Raw genomic sequence first — 21,006 nt, forward strand, 5'->3', positions numbered from 1 at the left:
GCATGCAGATGCCTTCCGTTTTCAGGCGGTGTGCCAATGGAAAACCGTACTTGCGATTGTGTTCACGAAGAACAGTGCATTGCAGACTGTGATGTAGAGCGCCACGCTGTTGCGGGTCGATACGCCCCAATACGAGATCGAGAAGATTGCCCCAAGAGACGAAAGCGTCATGATACGGACGATTGCCTCGCCGCTGGTGACGATATGGCCTGATAGGTAGAACAGCGCCAGCATCGATGCAGCAGCTACATAATTGAGGGCAAACATGTAAGGAAAGTACTCATGACGCCACTTTCGGCTCCTGATATTCGCGTTGGGAGCCGAACGTCGGAAAAAGGTCCAAATCGGCAACCAGAGAAGTATTGGGGCAGGCGAAATTGCCAAGAAACGTACAAAGTTGAGTTGCGAATTGAGATGCGCTCCACGGATTTCTGCCGCATCCTTTGTCACCAAAGAAAAGAGAGCGGCCCAAAGTAGGCTAGAAATCACGAAGAACACTTTGCCGTTTGAGCGAAATGTGGTCGAAAACCGAGAGGTCCAGATGACCGGGACCAGAAGGAATAGTGCCAGGGAGACAAAAGTCTCTAAGTGAATGACTGCACTAAAGAACAGGCAGGTCAATTGTGTTAGCCGAAGGGCTACAAGTCTGCCCGCCCCTCTCAGTTTGCGTGTCCAGGTCAGGATCACTATCGCAAAGAAGAAGATTGAAAGGCCCGCGCGCAGCCGGATTAAATAGAATTCCAGTATGAAAGCAAAGATCAACAGCAGCAGCATGAAGCCATTTCTTCGGGCGGACCGCCATGACGTCTTGCCTGCTGTTTGCTGGGGGCGACGAGCGCGGACGAGCAAGTAGGCGAGAAGGATCCCAAGAAATAGCACTAGGTTCCTGAAACCGAGATATCCCAACCCTGCGGCTTTGGTCAGCGAGGCGGTTAAGTAGAAACCGTAGTATTTACTGCCAAACGGGTAAGTTGTGTCGAACATCCTCTGATAAGCTAGGTAGTCAGGAAGGTTCTCGTGCTGGAGCGAGGACAGAGCGATCGTAAAAATGATCAAGGCCAGAAGGCGCTTGAGAAGCGTGAGAAAGCCATGCTGCCGACGCGCAGCATCATAGCCTACGGTCCGGTGATCAAGTTGCGCAATCGTCCCTGGCCTCCGCGCTGCGGTAGGATGACGACGCAAAAGGCTTGCGGTGCGGGTCATCCTAACCGATCCGCGTGGGAAAGAGGCGCGCTGCGGCACGTTTGATCGGCCGTTTTAGCCCCGCCGGAATGAAGCGAATTCGGGGCAGGCCGATACCCATTGAGGGCGGTATGCGAACGCTGAATTCGGCCTCGTACCAGTTCGCGTCGGCCTCAGCAGCGTCGCGGCACTCCTTGTGGCTCCGCAGTTCTCCCGTCGGACTCAGCCAGTGCCAGTCGCGATAGAGATTGGCGGGCATTGCCCAGCGTCGCGCCGGGTGCCCATAGCGCGCCCAGTGCTCGGGAGCGATGACGAAGGGCCGGTCGCCGCGGGTTTTGATCGGGAAATAGGAGAAGCTGGAATTTGAGACGGCAAGCGCCTTGGCTCCCATCAATGCCGCGTAACACTCTGCCACGCCCCCCTCTAGCACTGGGAATTCGGGCAGGAAGGCGCGTGCGTAGCTTGGATCGTCGGTGACCACGAGTATCTCGGTTGCGCCCACCTTGCGGCGGAGCAAGTCCACGGCCATGTCCCAATAGCTTCGCGGAAGGATTAGCGCTTTGTGTCGCTTATACTCGCCCCCGCGCAAATTCAGAACGCCGACATCGCGGTAGCGTTCGGCAGCCGACAGCACGCTCGCGTTGGGACGGATCCAGTTCTTCAGTTCCATCTCCCGACCATGGAAGTAACGTTCGCTCTGGAATAGGCCGTCGAGCTGGACGCGCGGCGGCAGATGCTCGGTGCGGATGTCGTAGCTGGATGAGAAGTATTTCAGCTCAGGATCGTAGAACAGGGCTTCGTTGAAGCGGGCCACCGGGGCGTCCGGTTCCGGGTCTTCGCCGAAATCGATGTCGAGAAACTCCGCTCCCTTGAAGACGTCGCGGCCTGTCACGACATGGGGACGGCCAAGATGTTCGGCGATCCCGCGCGCTGCCGCATAGGTCCACAGCTGGTTTCCGAGGCCCTGTCCGGAAAGAAACCTTGTCTGGATCATTGGCGCTGACTCATTTCTTGTTCGGCTCATGTTCTCGGGTCATGCGGTTCGGCGTGCATAGGTATCGATGAAACCCGGCAATTCGTGCAGCGCCGCCGGATAGCTGTCATCGAGCGGCTCCAGGCACAAGTTGCGATCCTGCAATAGCAGGTCGGAATTGCGGTCCAGAACCGACTGCCAGCCGCTCCGCCGCAGCCGGTTGAGCAGGAGGGCGAATTCGGCCCGCAATCCCTGATAGGGCAGCGCGGACAGCTTGGCCGAAATCGCCTTTTCGCCGCCAAGATAGCTGAAATGCCAGCCGCCATCGCCGATGACTGGCCCCGGAATGCCACTCGGGTCGCTGGCGGCATAGCGCAGCATGTCCAGAGATTGGCCCTCGAGCATGGCGTAGTCGAGGGCGACCGTGCCATACCAAGGCTGCTGGATCCGATTGTTGATCCAGTAGAGGAACCATTTCATCTCGAAATAAGACGGCTGCGTTAAGCTCTTGGCTGCGACGGCCCGCACTGTCTCGGGGGCGGGGATTTCGTCGACATCGCTCAGCAGGACCAGATCTCCGGGCCGGGCCTGCCGGCTGAGGCCAAGCACGGCAGCGTCGCGATGGCTGATCTCACGCAGCAACGAGCGGTGCAATTCGCGCGCCGGTCGGCCCGAGTGCTTGTGCTTGAGACTGCGGTCGAGATCCGTGACCCACGACCGCCACTCGGGACCGCGGAGCAGGGCGAGCTCGTCAGGGCCGACCGGATTGTAGACGATTTTGTCTTCGAACGTCCGGAAGCGCTCGCGGTTTTCGGCGAAGTACATCGGCTTGGCCTTGCCCGAAAAGGTCTCCGTGCATTCGGTCAGAATGAACTTATCGACGACATCGTTCAGGCAGTGGAGTCGCAATTCCAGCAGGTCGAGCTCATTGAAGAACAGAAAGACATCGAGCACCTGACGATTCTCGCCGGTAGGACGAGAACAAGGGTCGGGATTTGTTGTCGTCATCGCGTCTCTTTCCGTTTTCTTCGTCGCCTTAGCCACGGGGCATTCCAAAAGCAGCATTGCTCAGGCGTGCGGCCGTATAGTGAAGTTTGGTCAGCGCACGTCGCCAGGGCTTGTGCCCGGGCAGGGGACGACGGGGGCGAGCAGCGAGTTGCGCCAAGGCTTCGTTGTCGAGTACTTGGCGCATTTCTGCGCTTTCCTCGAATGGGGCGCAGAAAATCGCATCGAGCGACCGCTCGACAAAAAATGACTCTAGGGCCAAGGGCTCATAGTCGATGAAGCTCAGCAGGTTCTGGTAAAAAGCCCGACTGCGCAGCAGGATGTTGTTGCGCGGTACTACCACGTTGCCGCCAGGGCCGAAGCGCACGTAGGTCGGGTACGCTGCCTCCGCGAAGATGAAGTTGAAAAAGCTTGTAAAATCGTCGAAATAGCGTCCCCGCCGATCGCGGGCGTACCAACTGTCGTTGATCTCGAGGTAATCCCCTGCGCTTGATCGCACCGCAACCGGGAAGCGCATGCCCTCCCAGCTTTCCGGGTCGACGATGGGGGTGTAGACATTTCGTTGGCTCAGTCGAGCAAAGATCGCTTCCGAAACGTGTCTGGGATAAGTGCTGTTTTTACAGAACACCACGATGTCAGGCAGATCCTCGTAGTTGCGTACTATGAAGTCTAGGTAGGCATGCAAATTGTAGCCGGTATTCGGGATCCAAGCCTTACGCTCATCTGCAAAATCATCGTGGGCGGTGCGGTTCATCTCCCCTTTGAAATAGATGAAAAAGTCATCGTCGACATATTTCAGCAAGTCGAGTGAACCTTCGTAGAAAGAGATGCAGAAACATCGGCGCACAGGCGCTACGGATGCGGTTATTGCATTTGGGTATGATTTTCGCATTTCAGACAGATGGAATTCGTTGCTCATGGACCTGATGATGGCACTCTTTGGGGCGGTGAAATCAACGGCTCTGGGCGAAGGGGCAAGGGGTACGGTCCGCGTTTCCGGGTTACTCGGTGAAGAAGACTTCACTATCTGGATCGGGCGAGAGGAATTCAGCCTCCAACGTGCGTGTCAGCCCATCTCTCAGGGTGTAAGGAGGAACAAAACCATCTAGTGCCCCCTTAGCCGAGGCAAAGCTGGTTGTCCCGCAAAATTTCTTCACCCTGATCGCGCTCAGCGGTAGGTTGCGCTTAGTTAGCCGCGCCACGAGGTCAGCGGCATGCCCCATTGCCAGACCTACCGCGTATGGCAGACGAGGGCCTACACTCTTGGCGCCGGTAAGGGTCCCGCGCACTTCGGTCACCAGCGTGTTCATGTCGAAATCCGGATCGTCGACATAGTTGAAAACGCCATAGTGGCAGTCGACTGTCAAGGAATGCTGGAGGAAGGCCGCGATATTGCCCACATAGGCCATGGACTTGCGGTTGGCTCCCGATCCCACCATCAAGAAGCGGCCCGAGGCGATCTGGTTCAGTAGGTTGAAAACATTGCCGCGATTGCCTTCACCGAAGACCACGGTCGGGCGCACAATGATGAGGGACCGCTGTCCTTGACCGGCAACCTGCCAGTCTCGTAGCACCTCTTCGGCCTCGAATTTGGTGCGCCCGTATTCATTGAACGGATTGATCTTCCCTGTTTCACCGGTGCCCGGTTCGGCGAAACCGTAGACGGCAACGCTGCTCGTGAAGACAATCTTGTCGACCCCGGTCTCGGTGGCGACCTGGCATAGGTTGCGTGTCCCTTCGATATTGGTCTGCGCGTAAAGCACAGGATCGCGTACGTCGTCGCGATGGACAGCAGCAAGATGGACGATCACATCGCCACTCAATTCGGCCCGCACAGAGGCGATATCGCGAATGTCGGCGATCTTGGTCCGGTCGGGAAAGCGGCGGCTGTACTTGAGATCGATGATCTCGAAGGCAATGCCTCGCTCAGATAGAAGTTGACAGAAGCGGGTGCCAATAAAACCGGAGCCGCCGACGACACTAATCATGTTGCCTTATCCCTTTCTGTAGGGGCGTGAAATTACGACGCACGCGTGCGCATCGCTTGTTCAAGGCGCTCAAATATGGCCTTGCGATGAAAAAGTTTTCTTTTCCCATTCTTACGCAGCGCAGATTTTGCATTGGTGAAGAGGGCGCGTGGAGGCTAGCAGACGCACCCGTCCAGCCGTTTCTTCGAACATTTGTCTCGGAGGAAAACATGTAGTCGTGCGGGTGATAGAAATTTCCTATCGCTGCGAGAGAGAAACAGCCCTCATCATCCTGCCCGTGGCCGCTCTCGCCAAGTAAGAAACGACCGGCCATCTATATGAATAATGAAGGATAAAGGATTTCATGTCGGTTCGGAATTGAATGACGGCACTCTCAACGCATATCTGACGCTCGATCAATCGCAAAAGATCATGCCTGTCTGGTGCATGCTTGAGGGTATCACTCTTCCTCTGCCTAAGCGATCCAAGAGCCGCTTTGCGAACTTGTATCGCCTTGGCTCTGCGGAGATGTTGCTCGGGTTCTTCTGAGGTGGTTCCGGTGCCGACCCGGTAGCGCACCAGTGCTTCGTCCACATATGCTACGCGACCTGCTAATGCTGCCCTGTATCCCAGCACGAGGTCTTCATAGGTATCCAGTTGCGTTATCGGTCCGAACATCCTCACGAGGTCTTTGTGCCAAGCGCCTGTCGCGCCGAGGTAGAGAGCTCTGGAGCGGCAAATGTCCAGAAGGTTTCTATCCTCTATGTCCGTCTTGGGTTTCCCATACGGTAAGGACCGGCCGCGCTCATCCATGCAGGCGCAGTCGGAGTGGATAAGCAAAGGCATTTCTTCGAAGCAGGAGAATAGCTTCTCCACGCGATGGGGCACGGAGACGTCATCGCCGGCGGCGGCAACGATGTACTCGGCCGACGCGATGCCGAACACTAGGTTCACATGTTCAATCAAACCGAGGTTCGGCGAGTTCCGGCGCAAGACCAGCCGATGAGGCCCGTCATAGTTCGCTACCATCTCCTGCATGATCTCAAAGGTCCGGTCCGTTGAGCAATCGTCGGAAAGGATGATCTCCAGCGGCTCGTAGGTTTGCGCCAAGGCCCCTTCGACGGCTGCGTGGATGTACTTCTCCTGATTGAAAGCGAATAGCGCGAAGGTGACGAGTGGGCGATCTTGCTGGGTGCCAGTCATTCTGCTGTCCTTCGATTCATCCATGCCCTCAGTCGCCTTCCCAGGCTTGCAATCCGGCCAAGCTTGCCTGTCGCGCCCGTCATGTCGGCAAGCCGCACCAGCGCCCAAAGGCCCATCGCGATCGCGCTAACGAGACCAAGCGAGGCCCCGAGCGGTGCGTTCCATCGGCCAGTGATGTCCACGGCAAGTGCCGCTATAATTAGGGTGAGAGCTTGCCGCTGTACGGCGCGATTGAAGCGAAACCGGATGAGGCGGTAGGCCAGCCAGTATACAAGAGGAAGGTAGACCGTATACATTGCCAGAAATGCAATCCCCGTCGATGTAATGCCAGTGATTGGCAATCCGACGAAGGCGGCGAGCAGGAGAACCGCCATCCCGATCGCTTCTGTCGCAACAAATGTTTTGCCCGCCCCCGCTGCAATGATGACGAAGCCTAACGGCCAGCTCATCACCTTCAGGATGTCCCCCAACAACTGCCATCGCAACACCTCGACAGCCGGGGCGAAGTCCTGCGTGTAAAGCAATTTGATTAGCCAAGGCAAGAAGCCAAGCATTGTTAGCAGGATGGGTGCGGCGAGCAGAAGAGCAACCTCTGTTTGCTCGTTCACCAGCCGCGTTGCGGTTTTGGGATCGTTTATGACTGTGGCTAGGCGCGGAAAATAGTCGGTGCCCATCGCGCCGAGGACAAAGCCGAGATAGGTCATCCCGATTGCCCAAGCTGCCTGGAATTGCCCCAGTGCGTCAGGGCCCAGCTCGCGCTGCACCAATGTTCGCATCATGAGTATGCCGATGGTCGCGACCAAGCCACTGATCATGAAAGCGAAACCGAGGCGCGCCATTTGGCCCCACTCGCGCGCCATCTCTTTCAGTGTCGGTCGCTCGCCCTTAGCCGGACCAAGGCGAGACACGAAGATATGGCCCAAAAGGAAGGTGGCCACCGGCGTGACCAGGACTATCGCGATCAGCCCGTGCATCCCCCAGACCCAGACAATGGCAAGGTTGGCGACAGTGCCGAGAACGCCCGCCAGAATGCTGATGCGTCCAAGATCTCCGATCCGCCGCATGCCGGTGAGCAGGGCGCTCTGAGAGACCGCGCCAACATTGAGCGCGACTCCGATAGACAGCCAAGCTAAATAGTGTGCTCTTTCTGAATCGCCAAGCACAACTTGGGCAATCAGCCCGCTGGAAAGCCAGAAGATTAGCGCCCCCAACGCTGCCAGAAGCGCGGCGCCCCAAAACATGATCCGTCGTCTACGTCCAGCGGCATTTACACTGCCTTCCGCATGAGCGGTGGCGATCTGTCTTGTGCCGACGTTGTCTAGGCCGAGCCCCGCGATCATGGTCGCCGTCTGAAGCAGATTGGCATAGAGCCCGAGGAGGCCGACGCCTGCGGGCCCGATAAGTACAGCGATGATCTTCATCCGGATCAGCCCGACCAGGATGTTGACGACCTGCGCCCCGGCTATGATCGACGAGGAGCGCAGGATTGTGCGGTAGGAGTTTGTGCTACTCATTCAGTTATTTTGAAAACTGCCTGGATGACCTTGTGCGCCTCGTCCAGCCTCAGCTGCGGCCCAATCGGCAGGCTCAACACTTCGCCTGCCAATTGCCGCGCAAGCGGCAGGCTTTCGGCGGGGATCCCCAACTCGGCATAGGCGTCCTGCATATGCGGCGGGACGGGATAGTGGATCAAGGTGCCCACCCCGGCCGTCTTCAGGCGCGCCTGCAAGGCACCACGCGCGGGCGAGCGAACTACATAAAGGTGCCAGACCGGCTCCGCCCAGTTGGGCTCCTGGGGCAAGATCAGGCCGCTGTCCGCCAGTCCTTGGCCATAGGCGGCGGCGATCTCGCGGCGGCGTTCGGTCCAGCTGTCAAGATGGGGTAGCTTCGCGCGCAGCACCGCTGCCTGGATCGGATCGAGGCGCGAGTTCACGCCCTTGACCTCGTTGACGTATTTTTCGCGGCTGCCGTAGTTGCGTAGCATCCGGATGCGATCGGCCAGGTCGGCGCGGTTGGTCGTCACCGCCCCCCCGTCACCAAACCCACCGAGATTCTTGCCGGGGTAAAAACTCCAGCACACTACGTCGCCATGGGCGCCGATCCGGCGTCCCTTGTAGCGCGCGCCATGGGCCTGGGCTGCGTCCTCGATCACGGCGATTTCCTTGTCGCGAGCAAGTTCGAGGATCGGATCGAGGTCGGCCGGTTGCCCATATAGGTGAACGGGCAGCAATGCCTTGGTGCGGGAGGTGATCGCGGCCGCGATGCGCCCCGGGTCGATGTTTTGGGTTGCCGGGTCGGGCTCGACCGGTACCGGCGTTGCGCCTACTGCGCTGACAGCAAGCCAGGTGGCGATATAGGTGTTCGACGGCACGATCACCTCGTCGCCCGGCAGCACCTCCAGCGCACGCAGCGCCAGGACGAGCGCGTCTAGGCCATTGCCAAGGCCGACAGCATGGTCCGCCTCGCAAAAGGCTGCCCATTCGGTTTCGAATATTTCGACCTCGGGGCCAAGGACATACCAGCCGCTTTCAAGCACTCGGTTTACGGCGGTGTCGATCTCGGTTTTCAGCTCGTGGTAGGCGGCGCTCAGGTCGAGGAAGGGGATGGTCATGCTCGGCTGTCCCTAGATGGCCGCGAGGAAGTCGTCATAGTTGCGGTAGTAATCCGTCTCCTCATAGGATCGCGAGGCCAGTACCATGCAAACTGCGCCTTGGCTGAAGCTGTCGATTTCTCGCCAGATCATGCGGCTGATGTAGAGACCCTTGCGGGGATCGCGGAGCCAGTATTCCGATTTAGTCTCGCCATCGTCGATCTTTATCCGGAAACTGCCGGACAGGGCGAAGACGATCTGCTCGAGTTTCCTGTGGGCATGGCCTCCGCGGTCGGAATCTACGGGCACGTTATAGAGGTAATAGACCCGGCGGATGTCAAAGGGGATATGGTTGCCACCCTCGACAAAGGTCAAGTCGCCGCGGGGGTCGTGGATTTGTGGCAGATCGATCATGCGGACCGAGCCGCGCGGTGCCTTTATTCTGGAGGGGTTCATCTCAACCTCATATCGCGATTTCGTATTGGTCTAGGACCATTGCGCGGGCACCAAAGCCCTCTTTCTGCGCCATTAGCCCTTCGTTCAATACCGCCCCACCGCTTTCGGTCGAGGCTCCGAAACTTACATGAAGATTCTGGTCTTTGGCCAACTCAAGCACGCGGAAAATCACCATATCTAGCGCGCCGATTTCCTGCCCTCTTTGCGAGCTAGCCAAGTACTGCGTGTGAATAACGTGGCCAAAGAGGAACAGCCAGGTCCCGGCCACGAGCTCATCGCCCTCAAAAGCACCAATCAGCTTGATCCGGTCTGGAACCCTTTGCTTCAAAATGTCGAAGTCGCTTAGAGAATGAACCGGATCGGCACCGTGCTTTTTGAGCGTCTGCTCCAACAGCTTGTGAAACAATCCGTAAAAGTCACCCTCGCGAATAGCTACGTTGTTTTTCAGAGCCTTTTTGTTGCCCCGTTTACGCAATGTGCTGATCTTGGCTGGGCCGTTAGGTGGTATGACTGCTGAAAGGTCGCGACGGATTAACTTTCCGCTTTGCCGGAAGATCGCATAGAGATCTTCTTCTGAAGGGTATTTGTGGAATATATGAGGAACTGGTTTATACGTCATCTTGCTGAACCCCAGTGATCCGTAGTGCTCAATGAGGGCTCCGAGCACGTCGCAAACGAGCGAGGCTCGATGGTCCATGCCATAGACGAGGCCCCCGAAAGTCATGCCGTTGTGGCTTGCGATTTTCTGACCCGCCGCATGAGCGGCGAACAGCCCAACAATTTCATCTCCCGAGACGGCAATAGCAGACCGATCCTCGAAACGATCGGCGTGATAGTCCATAAAAGTGCGGGAATGCAGGAAAGTGCCGTTGCGAGATTGCGCGACAAAGGCGTTCCAAGCCGCTTCATGCTCCGCCTCATAGGAAATGATACGGACGCCATTCACAGAAATAACTCCATCCTGATGATATCGTGCCCCTCGCTGCAAACTCTGGAAAAGCCCCAACGTTCGTAGGTCAAAATTGCAGACTGATTGTTTTTGCTTACGCGCAACCACAACTTATCGATTCCGAAGCTGCGGGCTTTGCTGACTATGAAGTGGAGCACCTGCCAGCCGATCCCTGCGCCACGAAGGTGGGCTGGGTAGATGTAGCCCCAGTACTCAGCCGAACGGTTGTCGAAGTCGATGTTCTTGATGCCACAGGCTCCGATCCACTCGGAGGTCTTGAGGCCCCAGATCAAATAGTCGCTTCTCTCGGCAAGTGATGCAAACCATGCTTCTTGTGCTGCTTTATCGACCGGCTGAGCCATTATTAGCTCTCTGAAAGTCGGGTCCAAGAGCCACTCACGTGATGCCTTGAGAAACGCCTTGTCTATCATCTCGAAGGAGACAGTTGGTCGGACTGGGAGGCTCACAGCCGGACCTCGCTCGCGCCTGTCGGCGGTAAGCGCGTTCCATGGTTCAAGGTGGTTGAAGCAGATGTTTTAGCCTTAGTCACTTTTTAACGCCTCCTGGTTTTGGATATGAGAACCCGAAACGGCGGGCCCGCTCTTTATCGGCTCTGCCCGGTCAACGGTTGATGGGGTCGGAGGGCTCTTTCGCAAGGCCGGAGAGCTGAAGGCTGGAGGCGGAGCTCTGCCTGAGACGACGCAAGGCGAATTGCCTGAGACTGCCCTCTCTTAGACGGCAAAGCACCTGATAGCCTCTAAGGGCCATTATTGCCCATTCGCACAACTGCCAGAGACACCGCTGTCAATGTCCGCTCGAAGCGCCTCAATCTCCGCCTTCAACGCCTCAAACTCCGCCATCTTCCTTGCCAAAAACCGCTGCGTAATCGCCGCCTTCTCCGCCACGCCTTTCGGCGTCAGCAGGTAGGCGTAGCGTCGCTTGTCTTCTGCCGCCTTGAAGTTCCCGAGCTTCACGAAGCCTTTCTCGGTGAGCGCCTTGAGCAAGTAGTTCACGCTCCCGGTGCTGATGCCCACCTCGCGGGCGAGGTCGCGCTGCGACAGTTCCGGGTTTTCCTCGAGCAGACGCAGGATACGAAAGCGAACATCTTCCTGGATCTTGCTGCGCTGGCCTGCCATTAGGAGGCGCCATTCTGGCAGGCTACCGCATCAGCGCTGACTCGGGGCAGCCTGAGGGGAGGGGTGTTCGCAGTTTGGGGTCGAAAATCCGACATCGTTCAAAGTTGAGCGGTAACAGACTGCTGCACCCGCTAAAAGGGTGTTTATGCAAATCCAGTCATCCGACAAGGGAAGTCACGGGCGTGTGATCGTAAGCTGCTTGGAAGCAGCGGAGATCGGCCGGTGAAGCATGGCGGGAGACTTAGGCGTCGAACGAGGAAAGGCGCCCGGTTTGTCTGGAGGGCAGCTCGTCGTGCCCGCAGGTTGCCGCGGATCGCGCGCCAATCCTCGCCCATCTTCTCGCGGATCCGGGCGAGGTTGCGATTGCTCACGCCGCCCAAACGCATCTTGTAGAGCACTTCGGGGATATAGACCGAGCGACCGGTCGCTTGCGAGAAATAGCGCAGGATGAAGTCGTAATCGGCGGCGATCCGAAAGCTGGTATCGAAGCCGCCGAGGCGCTCGTAGACCGAGCACCGGAGATAGAGGGTGGGGTGGGCCGGCATCCAGCCGCGTCTGAGTTTCGCTGGGCTATAGAGGCCCGTTGCCCAGTGTCGCACCACCTTTGTCGTATCGGCTTGCGAGACATAATCGAGATTGGAGAAGACCGCTTCGACCTGCGGGTCCTCGAATGCGGCAGCGACGCGGGAAAGCACGTTTTCATGGGCGAGAAAGTCGTCGCTGTGGACGAAGCCGACGATGTCACCGGACGCCTTCGTCACGCCCTTGTTGAGCGCATCATAGATCCCCTTGTCGGGCTCGCTGACGAGGGTCATCCGGTCATGGGCGGCGCGTTCGATCGCGGCGAGCGAACCGTCCTTCGATTTCCCCTCGATGATAAGGTGCTCAAGATCGGGATGGGTTTGTCGTCCGACGCTCTCGATAGCCTCGCCGACGGTGGCTTCAGAATTGTAGACGGCGGTGATAACGGTGATCTTCATGAAAATGACGGCCCGGGAAAATGCGCTACGTTTGTCTATAGGCGCTTAGCGGGGCGGACGAAACCGACCAATCCCTAACCCGGCAAGCAGTTGCGAAAAGCCCGGGCTATCCTCGCTTCCGGAGCGACGCCACATGCGTCTCGCGAAGTGGCGCAGAGCTTTCGTCCAGCGCCTTCAGGAAGAGCGAGAAGAGCTGCGCTTGAGACGAGATCGACAGCTTCCGGTAGGCGTTCTTGCGATGGACTTTCACCGTCTCGTCGCTGATCTCGAGGTTTGCCCCGATCGCGGTCGTCGAATAGCCACGCAGCACCATCGCGATCACCTCGGTCTCGCGCGGAGTCAGCACCCCTCCGGCAATGCGGTCGAGCAGGACCTGTAGAGGGGGCAGGGCGGTCTCTGCCGCATCGTCGCGTGCCTCGCGCGCTGCCGTGACGCCCCAATGGCTGCGCATCAGGGCTTCGATGACGGGGCCCACCTCGGCGAGACGCGCCCGCTCGCGCGCACTGAAGACTGGCTGGCCACGTTCCCGGGCAAAGCTGATCACTGCGACCCGCTTCGGCCCGATTGCCGCGAAGATACCGATCTCGTCGCGAATGCCGGTGCGGCTGTAATGCTTGGCGTAATATTCCGACTGGAAGAACTTGTCTGGGGCCATCTGCCTGAGACCGGCCATCCCCGAGCGCCGCCGTTCGGTCTCGGCGTAGAACGGGTCGAGCAGATACGGGCCGGTGCAGTAATCCCAGATCACGATCCGCGCCGCATCCGGCGGCAGGTTGTGGTAGAGCGATTGCGGCGTCGCGTTGCCCTCATAGGCAAAGACCATGCAAATCTTGTAGGGAAACAGCGTCTCCGTCGCCCGGTCGAGCGTTCGGGCGAACTCTTCGGTTCCCATCGCAGTGATCGCATCCGCGATGCGCTCATTCCATCCTGACATCGTTCCCGGTCTCGCTTTGATCCGCAGCGCCCCTTGCGGGCGTCGCGGCATACCCCTCGGGGGGTATTGGTAGGCTCAGCCAAGGCTCTAAGCTGAACCGGATTAGGAAAAAATGGAATGCTGCGGAATGCAAGCTGATACCCCCCATCATGTCGATATGCACGAAATGCTCGATCGGATCGGCGCGCAATATGTGCATATCGGGATTTTTGATCAGGACGGGATGTTCCGGGTCAAACGGGTCGCGCGCGCCAAGGCGGAGAAGCTGGCCAAGGGCGGCTACCCGTTCTGCGATGTGCTCTACAATTGGGATAGCGCCGAGGAAACCTATGGGAGCGGCGACTATACCGATGTTCCGGCGCAGCTTTTCCCTGAGACGGTGCGCGCCTGGCCCTTTGAGGGGGATCAGGCGATCTGCATCGCCGATTACGCGATGCCCTTCGGAGAGCGGTCGGGACGAAATCAGTTGATCCGCCAACTCGAGAAAGCGCGCGACATGGGGTTCTCGGTCCATTCGGCTTTTGAGTTCGAGTTCAATGTTCTCGACGAGGACGCGGCAAGCCTGCGCGACGGCGGGTTTGCTGAGCCCAAGCACTATGCGCTCGGCAATAAGACCTACTCGCTCGAGACGCTGGCGAATGAGCACGGTCTGCTGGATGGGCTCGTGGCGATGATGGAGAGCCTCGGAATCGGTCTCGACGCGCTGCATACGGAACTTGGCCCCGGCTGTCTCGAAGTGCCGCTGACACATGCGCCCGGTGTGAAAGCCGCCGACGATGCCGCTTTGTTCAAGAACTTCGCGAAGACCTATTTCCGGCGCCACGGGCTCACCGCCTGCTTCATGTCGAAGCTGAATGAAAACCTCTCGGGGCAGTCCGGACACCTGCATGTCTCGCTGCGCAACTTGACCGACAACAGCCCCGCCTTTGTCGATCCGGGCGATGCGGACGGGCTGAGCAAGACCGCCCGACACTTCATCGCCGGGCTGGTCGCCTTGATGCCGGAGATGCTCGCGCTGTGCAGCCAGACAGTGAATGCCTATCGCCGGATGGTTCCGGGAATGTGGGCGCCCACGGCGGCCTCCTGGGCGATCCAGAACCGCACGGTCGCGGCCCGGGTGATGAATGACAGCCCCGATGCGACCCGCGTGGAATTCCGTGTGCCGTCAGCCGATACGAACCCGCATCTGGCCTTGGCCATGTGCCTCGGAGCCGGGTTGTGGGGGATCGAGAACGAGCTCAATCCCGGCCCGCCTGCCTCGGGGGACCAGTATCTTCTGGAACCGTCGCCCGAAACCCGCTTCCCGAGCGATCTTGGCATGGCCGCAGAACGGCTGAACGAAAGCCAGGTCGCCCGAGAGATTTTCGGCGACGTGTTCATCGACAGTTTCGTGCGCGCGCGCCGCCACGAATACGCAACTTTCCTTCGCCATGTGAGCACGTGGGAACGGGAAAGATACCTAGAGGTCGTCTGAAACAAGAAAAGAAAGCTGGCCTTGATCCAACCAACCGGGAGTAAAGAGAGATGACAAAGTCCAAGGGAATACCGATGTTTTCGCCCAATCGCCGAACCTTCCTGCAAGGCATGGGCGCGGCGGGGCTCGCGGGGGCAGGGCTGATGCCGCGAAAGGCTCATGCCGCCACCTCCATGAAGTTCATGTGCTGGGAGGGCTATGACAGCCCCGACATCATCAAGCCCTTCGAGGAGGCGAACGACGTTTCGATCTCGATCGACCTCATCACCGACAGCCCCGGCGGTTTCGCCAAGCTCGCAGCCGGCGCATGGCGCGATTTCGACGTCGTGGCCACCGACAGCCCGTGGGTGCAGCGCATGGGGCCGGCCGATATCGGGGAATTCCTCGACGATGCCGAGTTCGCCGATGTCTACGAGAGCTTCTACCCCCAGTTCCGCGCGCCCTTCGCGCCGCTGGATTTCGACGGGAAGACCACGGGCCTGCCGACGCGCTGGGGCTGGGTCGGGCCGACCGTCAACACCAAGTATGACAAGCTGGAGAACTGGAGCAGCTACGCGCCTTGTTTCGATCCGGCCTACAAGGACAAGATCTGTGTGCTCGACTGGGGCGACTGGCCGATCATGCCGATGGCGCTCTATGCCGGGATCGATCCCTACAAGGAGCTCGACGACGCCGAGCTCAACGAGATCCGCCTCGTGCTGCGCGCGCTCTTCAAGAACACGCGGGCGATCGTCGGAGACCTGTCGGTCGCGCAGAAAGGCCTGATGGATGGCTCGTTCAGAACCTTGATCGGGGGCGGCACCTACTGCACCTCGGCGCTGCGCAAGGATGGCCAGAAAGAGATCATGTCGATCGTGCCCGAGCCGAAAGACGGCTTGAACCAGGGCATCATCTGGATGGAAGCGGGCGGGATCGTGAAAGACCCCGTCGACGACGCCAAGGCCAAGGCGCTGCTGCGCAACCTGACCTCGCCGGAAGTGGCCGTCAAACTCGCCTGGACGGAAGCGACCTGCAACCTCGTGCCCTCGCAGGAAGCCGAAGCTCTGTTCACCGACGAGCAGAAGGACGTGCTGCAGATGGATTACATGTGGGAGGCCTGGGACAAGTCCCACTTCCACAACGTGGCGCCGAATATCGACCAGATGCTCGAAATCTGGTCTCAGGAACTGGCCGCCGCGCGTTGATCTCCCGATTTGCAAGGGCGGTTTCGCCGCCCTTGCTCCCTTTCTGAGACAGGAAGTCCCCCTTGGTTTCTCCCATCATCAAAGCCACCGGAATCGATAAATACTACGGCACCTATCGCGCGCTGACCGATATCTCATTGGAAGTCGCCAATGGGGAGTTTCTGGCGCTCGTCGGGCCTTCGGGCTGCGGCAAGACCACGCTGCTCAAGATCCTGGCCGGTTTCGAGGACCTGTCGGCAGGCAGTCTCGTGATCGACGGGGCGGATATGACGGAGATTCCCGCCTCGGCTCGACCGACGCGGATGGTGTTCCAGAAGCTCGCGCTTTTCCCGCACAAGACCGTCGCGCAGAATATCGGCTTTCCGCTGCATCTGGCCAAACGCCCGAAGCCCGAGATCGACGCGGCGGTGCGCCGGATGCTGGAGCTGATGCATCTCAAGGAAAGCTACCTCAACCGATACCCGCACGAGCTCTCGGGCGGGGAACAACAGCGCGTGGCGCTCGCGCGGTCGATGGTGTCGCAGCCGCCGGTGCTGCTCTTGGACGAGCCGATGAGCGCGCTCGATGCGAAGCTCAAGAAATCCCTGCAGGCTGAGCTCAAGCACCTGCATCGCCATGTCGGGACGAGCTTCGTCCACGTCACGCATGACCTCGAAGAGGCGATGATGCTCGCCGACCGGATTTGCGTGATGCGCGCGGGGAAGATCGTGCAACTGGGCGAGCCGTCCGAGATTTATTACCGTCCCGCGAATGCTTTCGTGGCCGGGTTCATCGGGGATACCAATCTCCTGCCCGCCAAGGTCACGCGGGAGGGCGATGCATTCCGGTTCGCCTGCGACGTTCTTGACTGCGCAAACCCGATCATCGCCACCGATCAGGTCGCGCCCGGTGTTGCGGCGGGGGCTGATGCGGCGCTGATGATCCGTCCCGAAATGCTGCGCCTGCTTGCGCCGGGCGAAAGCGCTGACTGCTCCATTTCTGGGACGGTGAACGAGTTCTTCATCCGGGGAGCCTCGATCCAGTATCGGATCGCGGCGGCCGGAACCGAGATCGTGATGGATATCCCCGGCACCTCCACCTTGCCGGCGAAGCAGGGCGACCCGGTGAGGCTCGGTCTCGCGCTGGGCGACCTGTTCGCCGTGGAGGCGTAAGCGATGGCCGAGATACAGAAATCCTGGCGAGACGGCGCGCTGCGCCTGTCGACTTTGCCGCTCTTGCTGCTGATGGGACTGTTCTTCGTGATCCCGCTGATCATGACGGCGCTCCTGAGCTTTCAGGGCACGCAATACTATCGGCTCGTCTGGACTTGGGATCTGAAGGTCTGGACCGACGTGTTCAGCCAGGTCCACTACTGGACGATCATGTGGCGGACCTTGATGATGGCGCTGGTCTGCACTGTGCTTTGCACCATCCTCGCGATCCCGATCGCCTATGGCATGCTGCATCGCCTGTCGCGCTGGTCCGACCATATCACCCTGTTGATGGTCTTTGCCTTTCTCACCGATGCGGTTTTGAAGACCTTCGGTTGGGTGCTGTTTCTCGACCGCTCCGGCGTGCTGAACGGCACGCTCGAGGCGATCGGGTTCCCCCCGGCCGCGGTGAACGTGCTCTTCACGCCGAACGCGACGATGATCGGCATGGTCTACAACCTGCTGCCCTACACGATCTTCACCATCGCGCTCTCCATGGCGCGGATAGATGGGGATCTGGTGCTCGCGGCACGTGACGCGGGTGCGTCCCGGTTGCGCGCCTTCATCGAGGTGACTCTGCCGCTTGCCAAGCCCGGCATCTGGGCGGGGGCGGTTCTGGTGTTCGTTCTCAGCCTCGGTGTGTTTCTCGAGCCGAAGGTGATGGGGGGCGGGACCTCTCCGCTTGCGGCGGAACTGATCCGCCAGAGCTTCGAGACCCGCGTGAACTGGCCCTTGGGGGCGGCGCTGACGCTCGTGCTGATCGTGATCGGGGCAGCGGCTTTGACGGTGTTCGGAGCGGTCGCGCTCTGGCAGGCGCGGAGGGTGGTAAATGACTGATCGCATGGAAAAGCGAATTGCGGATGTCCTGCTCTATGGCTCCGTGTTTGCCGCGCTGATTTTCTTCTACATTCCGATCGCCACGCTGGTTCTGTTCTCCTTCACCAAGAGCCGCTTCCTGTCCTGGCCGATCCCCGAATTCTCGACCCGCTGGTATGGCGAGTTGCTGGCGGATCGCGACTTCTGGTCCGCGCTTGGCAACTCGGCGCTTCTCGCGGTGCTCGCGACGGTTTTCGCGACGCTTCTCGGCATCGGGGGCGCCTTCGCCTGGAGCCGCTACAAGTTTCGCTTCCAATGGGGTTTCCGCATCCTGACCTTCGCGCCGCTTTTATTCCCGCAGCTTCTGCTGGGCGTCGTGATGCTCTTGTGGTTCTCGGTGCTGGCCGGCTGGCTGAACATGTCGCCCGGGCTTTGGTCTGCGGTGATCGGACATGTCATCTACATCACGCCGTTCTGTATCGTGATCATCTCGGTGCAGATGCAGGGCTACGACAATACGCTCGACTATGCCGCCGAGGATGCGGGGGCAACCCGCTGGCAGATCCTGCGGGAGATCACGCTTCCGCTGATCTGGCCGGGAATCTTCTCGGCCGCGATCTTCGCCTTCCTGCTATCGTGGGGGAATTTCTACATTACCTACAGCCTCTCGGGCTCGACGCGCACGCTCCCGACCTTCGTCTTCTCGGGGATCGCCGTGGGTTCGTCCCCGATCTACCCGGCCCTCGCCACGCTGACTTTCATCCCCGCCTTGGTATTGATCTTCGCCGTCGACAGGTTGCGCAAACGCGCAGCCCGTCGTCGCCTGAGCGCGATTGCCGAGAGCTGATCACTTCGACAGGACCTTCCAATGAGTGAATTCGATTTTGCGAGCCTTCGGACTCGCTGGAGTTTCCCGACGCAAGTCTGGTTCGGAGCCGGGCGCCTGTCCGATCTTCCGGCAGGCCTCGCGGAGATCGGCGCGACAGCGCCGCTGCTGATTACCGACAGGGGCCTCGCCACGTCTTCGATCGCGATGCAGGCGCTGGAGGTCCTGAAAGCCGCAGGCATGGAGCCCGGCTTCTTCCACGATGTGCAGCCGAACCCCACTGTGGAAAATGTCATGGCGGGACGGGAGGTCTTGCACGCGGGCGGCCATGATTGCGTCATAGCGCTTGGCGGAGGGTCCGCGATGGATGCTGCCAAGGCGGTTGCGATGATGGCGGGGCAGTCGCGTCCCCTGATGGATTTCGAGGATGTCGGCGACAACTTCCGGCGCGTCCAGACCGAGGGCATGGTGCCGGTCATCGCCATTCCGACGACCGCGGGGACGGGCTCCGAATTCGGCAGATCGTCGGTGATCACCGATACCGAGACCCATCGCAAGGTCATCATCTTCCACCCCGAGATGCTGCCGGAACTGGTGATCCTCGATCCCGAGCTGACCGTTGGCTTGCCGCCCACTCTGACGGCCGCAACCGGTATGGATGCGCTCTCGCATGCGCTGGAAGCGCTCTGCGCGCCGGGCTGGCACCCGATGGCCGATGGCTTGGCGCTGACGGCGCTGAAGATGATCGACGGGGCTCTCGCGACGGCCTATTGGGAGCCCGAAAATCTGGAGGCGCGCTCGAACATGATCGTCGCCTCCGCGATGGCCTGCACGGCCTTGCAAAAGGGGCTCGGTGCGGTTCATGCCTTGGCGCATCCGTTGGGCGCGCGTTACGATGCGCATCACGGAATGCTCAATGCGGTGCTGATGCCCCATGTGCTCCGCTTCAACCTGCCTGCCGTGAGAGAACAGATGGCGACGCTCGCGCATGAATTGCGGCTCGAGGGCGACGATCCCGGCGCGGCGGTTCTTGCCTGGCTCGAGGCGTTGCAGGCGCGCATCGACATGCCCTCGACGCTGAGCGAGATGGGCGTAAAGGTGAATGACAGTGATTTTCCCGATCTGATCGCCGATGCCTTGCGTGATCCGTGCGCTGGAGGAAATCCGACACCCTTGGATCCGGAAGGTGTGGAGCAAATCTTGCGCGCCGCACGCTGATTGCCGGGCTGCGGCGCAAGCGATACCTTGTCTGTCGAGAATGGAGACAAACATGAAAATCGCGCTCGTCCAGCCGCAGCCGCTTTCTTCTGACCCGGCGCAGATACTGCCGATCATCGAGACATGGGTGAACGGCGTGGCGTCGCTCGGCGCCGATCTGATCGTGCTGCCCGAGCTGATCCTGCCCGGCTACAACCGGCCCGAGGACCATCGTGCGCAGGCGCAGCCACTCGGGGGAGAGTGGTGCGCCGCGATGGGCGACATGGCACGGAAATACGGATGCGCGATCTGCTATGGCTGGGCCGAACGGTTGGGCGATGAGGTGTTCAACGCGGCATCCGTGTTCGACAAGAGCGGCGCGCGGGTCGGACATTATCGCAAGATCCAGCTTTTTGGCGAGATGGAGCGTGCGAGCTTTGCGTTCGGCGCGGAGCCACCGCCCGTGTTCGATCTGGAGGGCACGCGGACCGGTCTGCTGATTTGCTATGATATCGAGTTTCCCGAACATGCCAGGGCTCTCGCTCGATCCAAGGCCGACCTAATCCTCGTGCCGACAGCGAATCCGGTTGGCTATGATCACGTCCCCGATCTGCTCGTGCGGGCACGCGCGAGCGAGAATGCAGTCACCGTTGTCTATGCGAATTATACGGGACCGGATCGCGAAATTGTCTTTGGTGGCAAGTCTATCATCGCGGGTCCAGACGGACAGGCTGTGGCGCAGGCTGGAAGAGGGCCGACGACGTTGATTGCGGACCTGCCGAAACCCTCGGATTATCCCGGCGAGGTGATCTCGGTTCAATTCAGCGATTTGCGTAGCTTTTCCTAGCGGAAGCCCCAGCCTGTGTCTGTGACCCGACAGATCGCAAAATGAACGTCCTAAACAAGTTCTCAAACTGACCGGTCGTCTCCCGTAAGATCGGGCG

The 21,006-nt window shown here is 59.6% G+C and carries 21 protein-coding genes; 7 read left to right on the forward strand and 14 right to left on the reverse strand.

Annotated features, from left to right (window positions below; translation table 11 throughout):
- Window positions 1-21: 21 nt before the first annotated feature.
- The 14 genes from AXZ77_RS03165 to AXZ77_RS03230 all read right to left on the reverse strand — a co-directional run bounded on the left by AXZ77_RS03165 (window position 22) and on the right by AXZ77_RS03230 (window position 13,375).
- Complete coding sequence (locus tag AXZ77_RS03165) at window positions 22-1,203, reverse strand: hypothetical protein (protein WP_098409997.1); 1,182 nt, start codon at window positions 1,201-1,203, stop codon at window positions 22-24.
- A 1-nt stretch (window position 1,204) separates the two neighbouring features.
- Window positions 1,205-2,176 carry a hypothetical protein gene (locus AXZ77_RS03170; RefSeq protein WP_098409998.1) on the reverse strand — a complete coding sequence of 324 codons (972 nt, stop codon included), beginning with the start codon at window positions 2,174-2,176 and terminating at the stop codon, window positions 1,205-1,207.
- A 39-nt stretch (window positions 2,177-2,215) separates the two neighbouring features.
- The gene (locus AXZ77_RS03175) at window positions 2,216-3,163 is read right to left on the reverse strand and encodes a hypothetical protein (protein WP_098409999.1); all 948 of its coding nucleotides are present in this window, start codon (window positions 3,161-3,163) and stop codon (window positions 2,216-2,218) included.
- A 28-nt stretch (window positions 3,164-3,191) separates the two neighbouring features.
- On the reverse strand, window positions 3,192-4,079 hold the full coding sequence (locus tag AXZ77_RS03180) for a DUF3431 domain-containing protein (protein WP_098410000.1): 888 nt from the start codon (window positions 4,077-4,079) through the stop codon (window positions 3,192-3,194).
- Between the two features lie 82 nt (window positions 4,080-4,161).
- Window positions 4,162-5,148: an NAD(P)-dependent oxidoreductase gene (locus AXZ77_RS03185; protein WP_098410001.1), complete on the reverse strand. Its 987-nt coding sequence runs from the start codon at window positions 5,146-5,148 to the stop codon at window positions 4,162-4,164.
- Window positions 5,149-5,385: 237 nt separating this feature from the next.
- On the reverse strand, window positions 5,386-6,330 hold the full coding sequence (locus AXZ77_RS03190; RefSeq protein ID WP_176535947.1) for a glycosyltransferase: 945 nt from the start codon (window positions 6,328-6,330) through the stop codon (window positions 5,386-5,388).
- The gene (locus AXZ77_RS03195) at window positions 6,327-7,844 is read right to left on the reverse strand and encodes an O-antigen translocase (protein WP_098410003.1); all 1,518 of its coding nucleotides are present in this window, start codon (window positions 7,842-7,844) and stop codon (window positions 6,327-6,329) included. The genes AXZ77_RS03190 and AXZ77_RS03195 overlap by 4 nt, the downstream gene beginning before the upstream one ends.
- On the reverse strand, window positions 7,841-8,941 hold the full coding sequence (locus AXZ77_RS03200) for a DegT/DnrJ/EryC1/StrS aminotransferase family protein (protein ID WP_098410004.1): 1,101 nt from the start codon (window positions 8,939-8,941) through the stop codon (window positions 7,841-7,843). The genes AXZ77_RS03195 and AXZ77_RS03200 overlap by 4 nt, the downstream gene beginning before the upstream one ends.
- Window positions 8,942-8,953: 12 nt before the next feature.
- The gene (locus AXZ77_RS03205; protein WP_098410005.1) at window positions 8,954-9,376 is read right to left on the reverse strand and encodes an FdtA/QdtA family cupin domain-containing protein; all 423 of its coding nucleotides are present in this window, start codon (window positions 9,374-9,376) and stop codon (window positions 8,954-8,956) included.
- A 7-nt stretch (window positions 9,377-9,383) separates the two neighbouring features.
- Window positions 9,384-10,322, reverse strand: coding sequence for a GNAT family N-acetyltransferase (locus AXZ77_RS03210; RefSeq protein ID WP_098410006.1), 939 nt, complete (start codon window positions 10,320-10,322; stop codon window positions 9,384-9,386).
- Window positions 10,319-10,756, reverse strand: coding sequence for a GNAT family N-acetyltransferase (locus AXZ77_RS03215; RefSeq protein ID WP_098410007.1), 438 nt, complete (start codon window positions 10,754-10,756; stop codon window positions 10,319-10,321). The genes AXZ77_RS03210 and AXZ77_RS03215 overlap by 4 nt, the downstream gene beginning before the upstream one ends.
- Before the next feature lie 336 nt (window positions 10,757-11,092).
- Entirely contained in the window at window positions 11,093-11,461 is a 369-nt protein-coding gene (locus AXZ77_RS03220; RefSeq protein ID WP_098410008.1) for a MarR family EPS-associated transcriptional regulator, read from the reverse strand.
- Between the two features lie 143 nt (window positions 11,462-11,604).
- Window positions 11,605-12,441 (reverse strand): glycosyltransferase family 2 protein, encoded by an 837-nt coding sequence (locus AXZ77_RS03225; RefSeq protein ID WP_098410009.1) that lies wholly within the window; start codon window positions 12,439-12,441, stop codon window positions 11,605-11,607.
- Window positions 12,442-12,547: 106 nt separating this feature from the next.
- The gene (locus AXZ77_RS03230; protein WP_176535949.1) at window positions 12,548-13,375 is read right to left on the reverse strand and encodes a helix-turn-helix transcriptional regulator; all 828 of its coding nucleotides are present in this window, start codon (window positions 13,373-13,375) and stop codon (window positions 12,548-12,550) included.
- A gap of 127 nt (window positions 13,376-13,502) precedes the next feature.
- Here AXZ77_RS03230 and AXZ77_RS03235 point away from each other — a divergent pair, with 127 nt between their 5' ends.
- The 7 genes from AXZ77_RS03235 to AXZ77_RS03265 all read left to right on the forward strand — a co-directional run bounded on the left by AXZ77_RS03235 (window position 13,503) and on the right by AXZ77_RS03265 (window position 20,909).
- The gene (locus AXZ77_RS03235) at window positions 13,503-14,849 is read left to right on the forward strand and encodes a glutamine synthetase family protein (RefSeq protein WP_255266398.1); all 1,347 of its coding nucleotides are present in this window, start codon (window positions 13,503-13,505) and stop codon (window positions 14,847-14,849) included.
- 50 nt (window positions 14,850-14,899) lie between these two features.
- Window positions 14,900-16,033 carry a PotD/PotF family extracellular solute-binding protein gene (locus AXZ77_RS03240; protein WP_098412422.1) on the forward strand — a complete coding sequence of 378 codons (1,134 nt, stop codon included), beginning with the start codon at window positions 14,900-14,902 and terminating at the stop codon, window positions 16,031-16,033.
- A gap of 62 nt (window positions 16,034-16,095) precedes the next feature.
- Window positions 16,096-17,184: an ABC transporter ATP-binding protein gene (locus AXZ77_RS03245; protein ID WP_098410011.1), complete on the forward strand. Its 1,089-nt coding sequence runs from the start codon at window positions 16,096-16,098 to the stop codon at window positions 17,182-17,184.
- A gap of 3 nt (window positions 17,185-17,187) precedes the next feature.
- Window positions 17,188-18,060, forward strand: coding sequence for an ABC transporter permease (locus AXZ77_RS03250; protein WP_098410012.1), 873 nt, complete (start codon window positions 17,188-17,190; stop codon window positions 18,058-18,060).
- Window positions 18,053-18,886 (forward strand): ABC transporter permease, encoded by an 834-nt coding sequence (locus AXZ77_RS03255; RefSeq protein WP_078519941.1) that lies wholly within the window; start codon window positions 18,053-18,055, stop codon window positions 18,884-18,886. The genes AXZ77_RS03250 and AXZ77_RS03255 overlap by 8 nt, the downstream gene beginning before the upstream one ends.
- A 21-nt stretch (window positions 18,887-18,907) precedes the next feature.
- Window positions 18,908-20,083: an iron-containing alcohol dehydrogenase gene (locus AXZ77_RS03260; RefSeq protein ID WP_098410013.1), complete on the forward strand. Its 1,176-nt coding sequence runs from the start codon at window positions 18,908-18,910 to the stop codon at window positions 20,081-20,083.
- Between the two features lie 52 nt (window positions 20,084-20,135).
- Entirely contained in the window at window positions 20,136-20,909 is a 774-nt protein-coding gene (locus tag AXZ77_RS03265; RefSeq protein ID WP_176535950.1) for a carbon-nitrogen hydrolase family protein, read from the forward strand.
- Window positions 20,910-21,006 lie beyond the last annotated feature (97 nt).

Origin of the sequence: Thioclava sp. ES.031 (assembly GCF_002563775.1) — a bacterium.
Lineage (GTDB): Bacteria > Pseudomonadota > Alphaproteobacteria > Rhodobacterales > Rhodobacteraceae > Thioclava.

Coding starts and splice junctions, on each gene's coding strand:
- AXZ77_RS03250 (WP_098410012.1), top strand. CDS start 17,188: ATGGCCGAGATACAGAAATCCTGGCGAGACGGCGCGCTGCGCCTGTCG.
- AXZ77_RS03180 (WP_098410000.1), bottom strand. CDS start 4,079: ATGAGCAACGAATTCCATCTGTCTGAAATGCGAAAATCATACCCAAAT.
- AXZ77_RS03200 (WP_098410004.1), bottom strand. CDS start 8,941: ATGACCATCCCCTTCCTCGACCTGAGCGCCGCCTACCACGAGCTGAAA.
- AXZ77_RS03165 (WP_098409997.1), bottom strand. CDS start 1,203: ATGACCCGCACCGCAAGCCTTTTGCGTCGTCATCCTACCGCAGCGCGG.
- AXZ77_RS03220 (WP_098410008.1), bottom strand. CDS start 11,461: ATGGCAGGCCAGCGCAGCAAGATCCAGGAAGATGTTCGCTTTCGTATC.
- AXZ77_RS03190 (WP_176535947.1), bottom strand. CDS start 6,330: ATGACTGGCACCCAGCAAGATCGCCCACTCGTCACCTTCGCGCTATTC.
- AXZ77_RS03265 (WP_176535950.1), top strand. CDS start 20,136: ATGAAAATCGCGCTCGTCCAGCCGCAGCCGCTTTCTTCTGACCCGGCG.
- AXZ77_RS03230 (WP_176535949.1), bottom strand. CDS start 13,375: ATGTCAGGATGGAATGAGCGCATCGCGGATGCGATCACTGCGATGGGA.
- AXZ77_RS03170 (WP_098409998.1), bottom strand. CDS start 2,176: ATGATCCAGACAAGGTTTCTTTCCGGACAGGGCCTCGGAAACCAGCTG.
- AXZ77_RS03175 (WP_098409999.1), bottom strand. CDS start 3,163: ATGACGACAACAAATCCCGACCCTTGTTCTCGTCCTACCGGCGAGAAT.
- AXZ77_RS03235 (WP_255266398.1), top strand. CDS start 13,503: ATGCAAGCTGATACCCCCCATCATGTCGATATGCACGAAATGCTCGAT.
- AXZ77_RS03255 (WP_078519941.1), top strand. CDS start 18,053: ATGACTGATCGCATGGAAAAGCGAATTGCGGATGTCCTGCTCTATGGC.
- AXZ77_RS03240 (WP_098412422.1), top strand. CDS start 14,900: ATGACAAAGTCCAAGGGAATACCGATGTTTTCGCCCAATCGCCGAACC.
- AXZ77_RS03205 (WP_098410005.1), bottom strand. CDS start 9,376: ATGAACCCCTCCAGAATAAAGGCACCGCGCGGCTCGGTCCGCATGATC.
- AXZ77_RS03195 (WP_098410003.1), bottom strand. CDS start 7,844: ATGAGTAGCACAAACTCCTACCGCACAATCCTGCGCTCCTCGTCGATC.
- AXZ77_RS03260 (WP_098410013.1), top strand. CDS start 18,908: ATGAGTGAATTCGATTTTGCGAGCCTTCGGACTCGCTGGAGTTTCCCG.
- AXZ77_RS03185 (WP_098410001.1), bottom strand. CDS start 5,148: ATGATTAGTGTCGTCGGCGGCTCCGGTTTTATTGGCACCCGCTTCTGT.
- AXZ77_RS03225 (WP_098410009.1), bottom strand. CDS start 12,441: ATGAAGATCACCGTTATCACCGCCGTCTACAATTCTGAAGCCACCGTC.
- AXZ77_RS03215 (WP_098410007.1), bottom strand. CDS start 10,756: ATGATAGACAAGGCGTTTCTCAAGGCATCACGTGAGTGGCTCTTGGAC.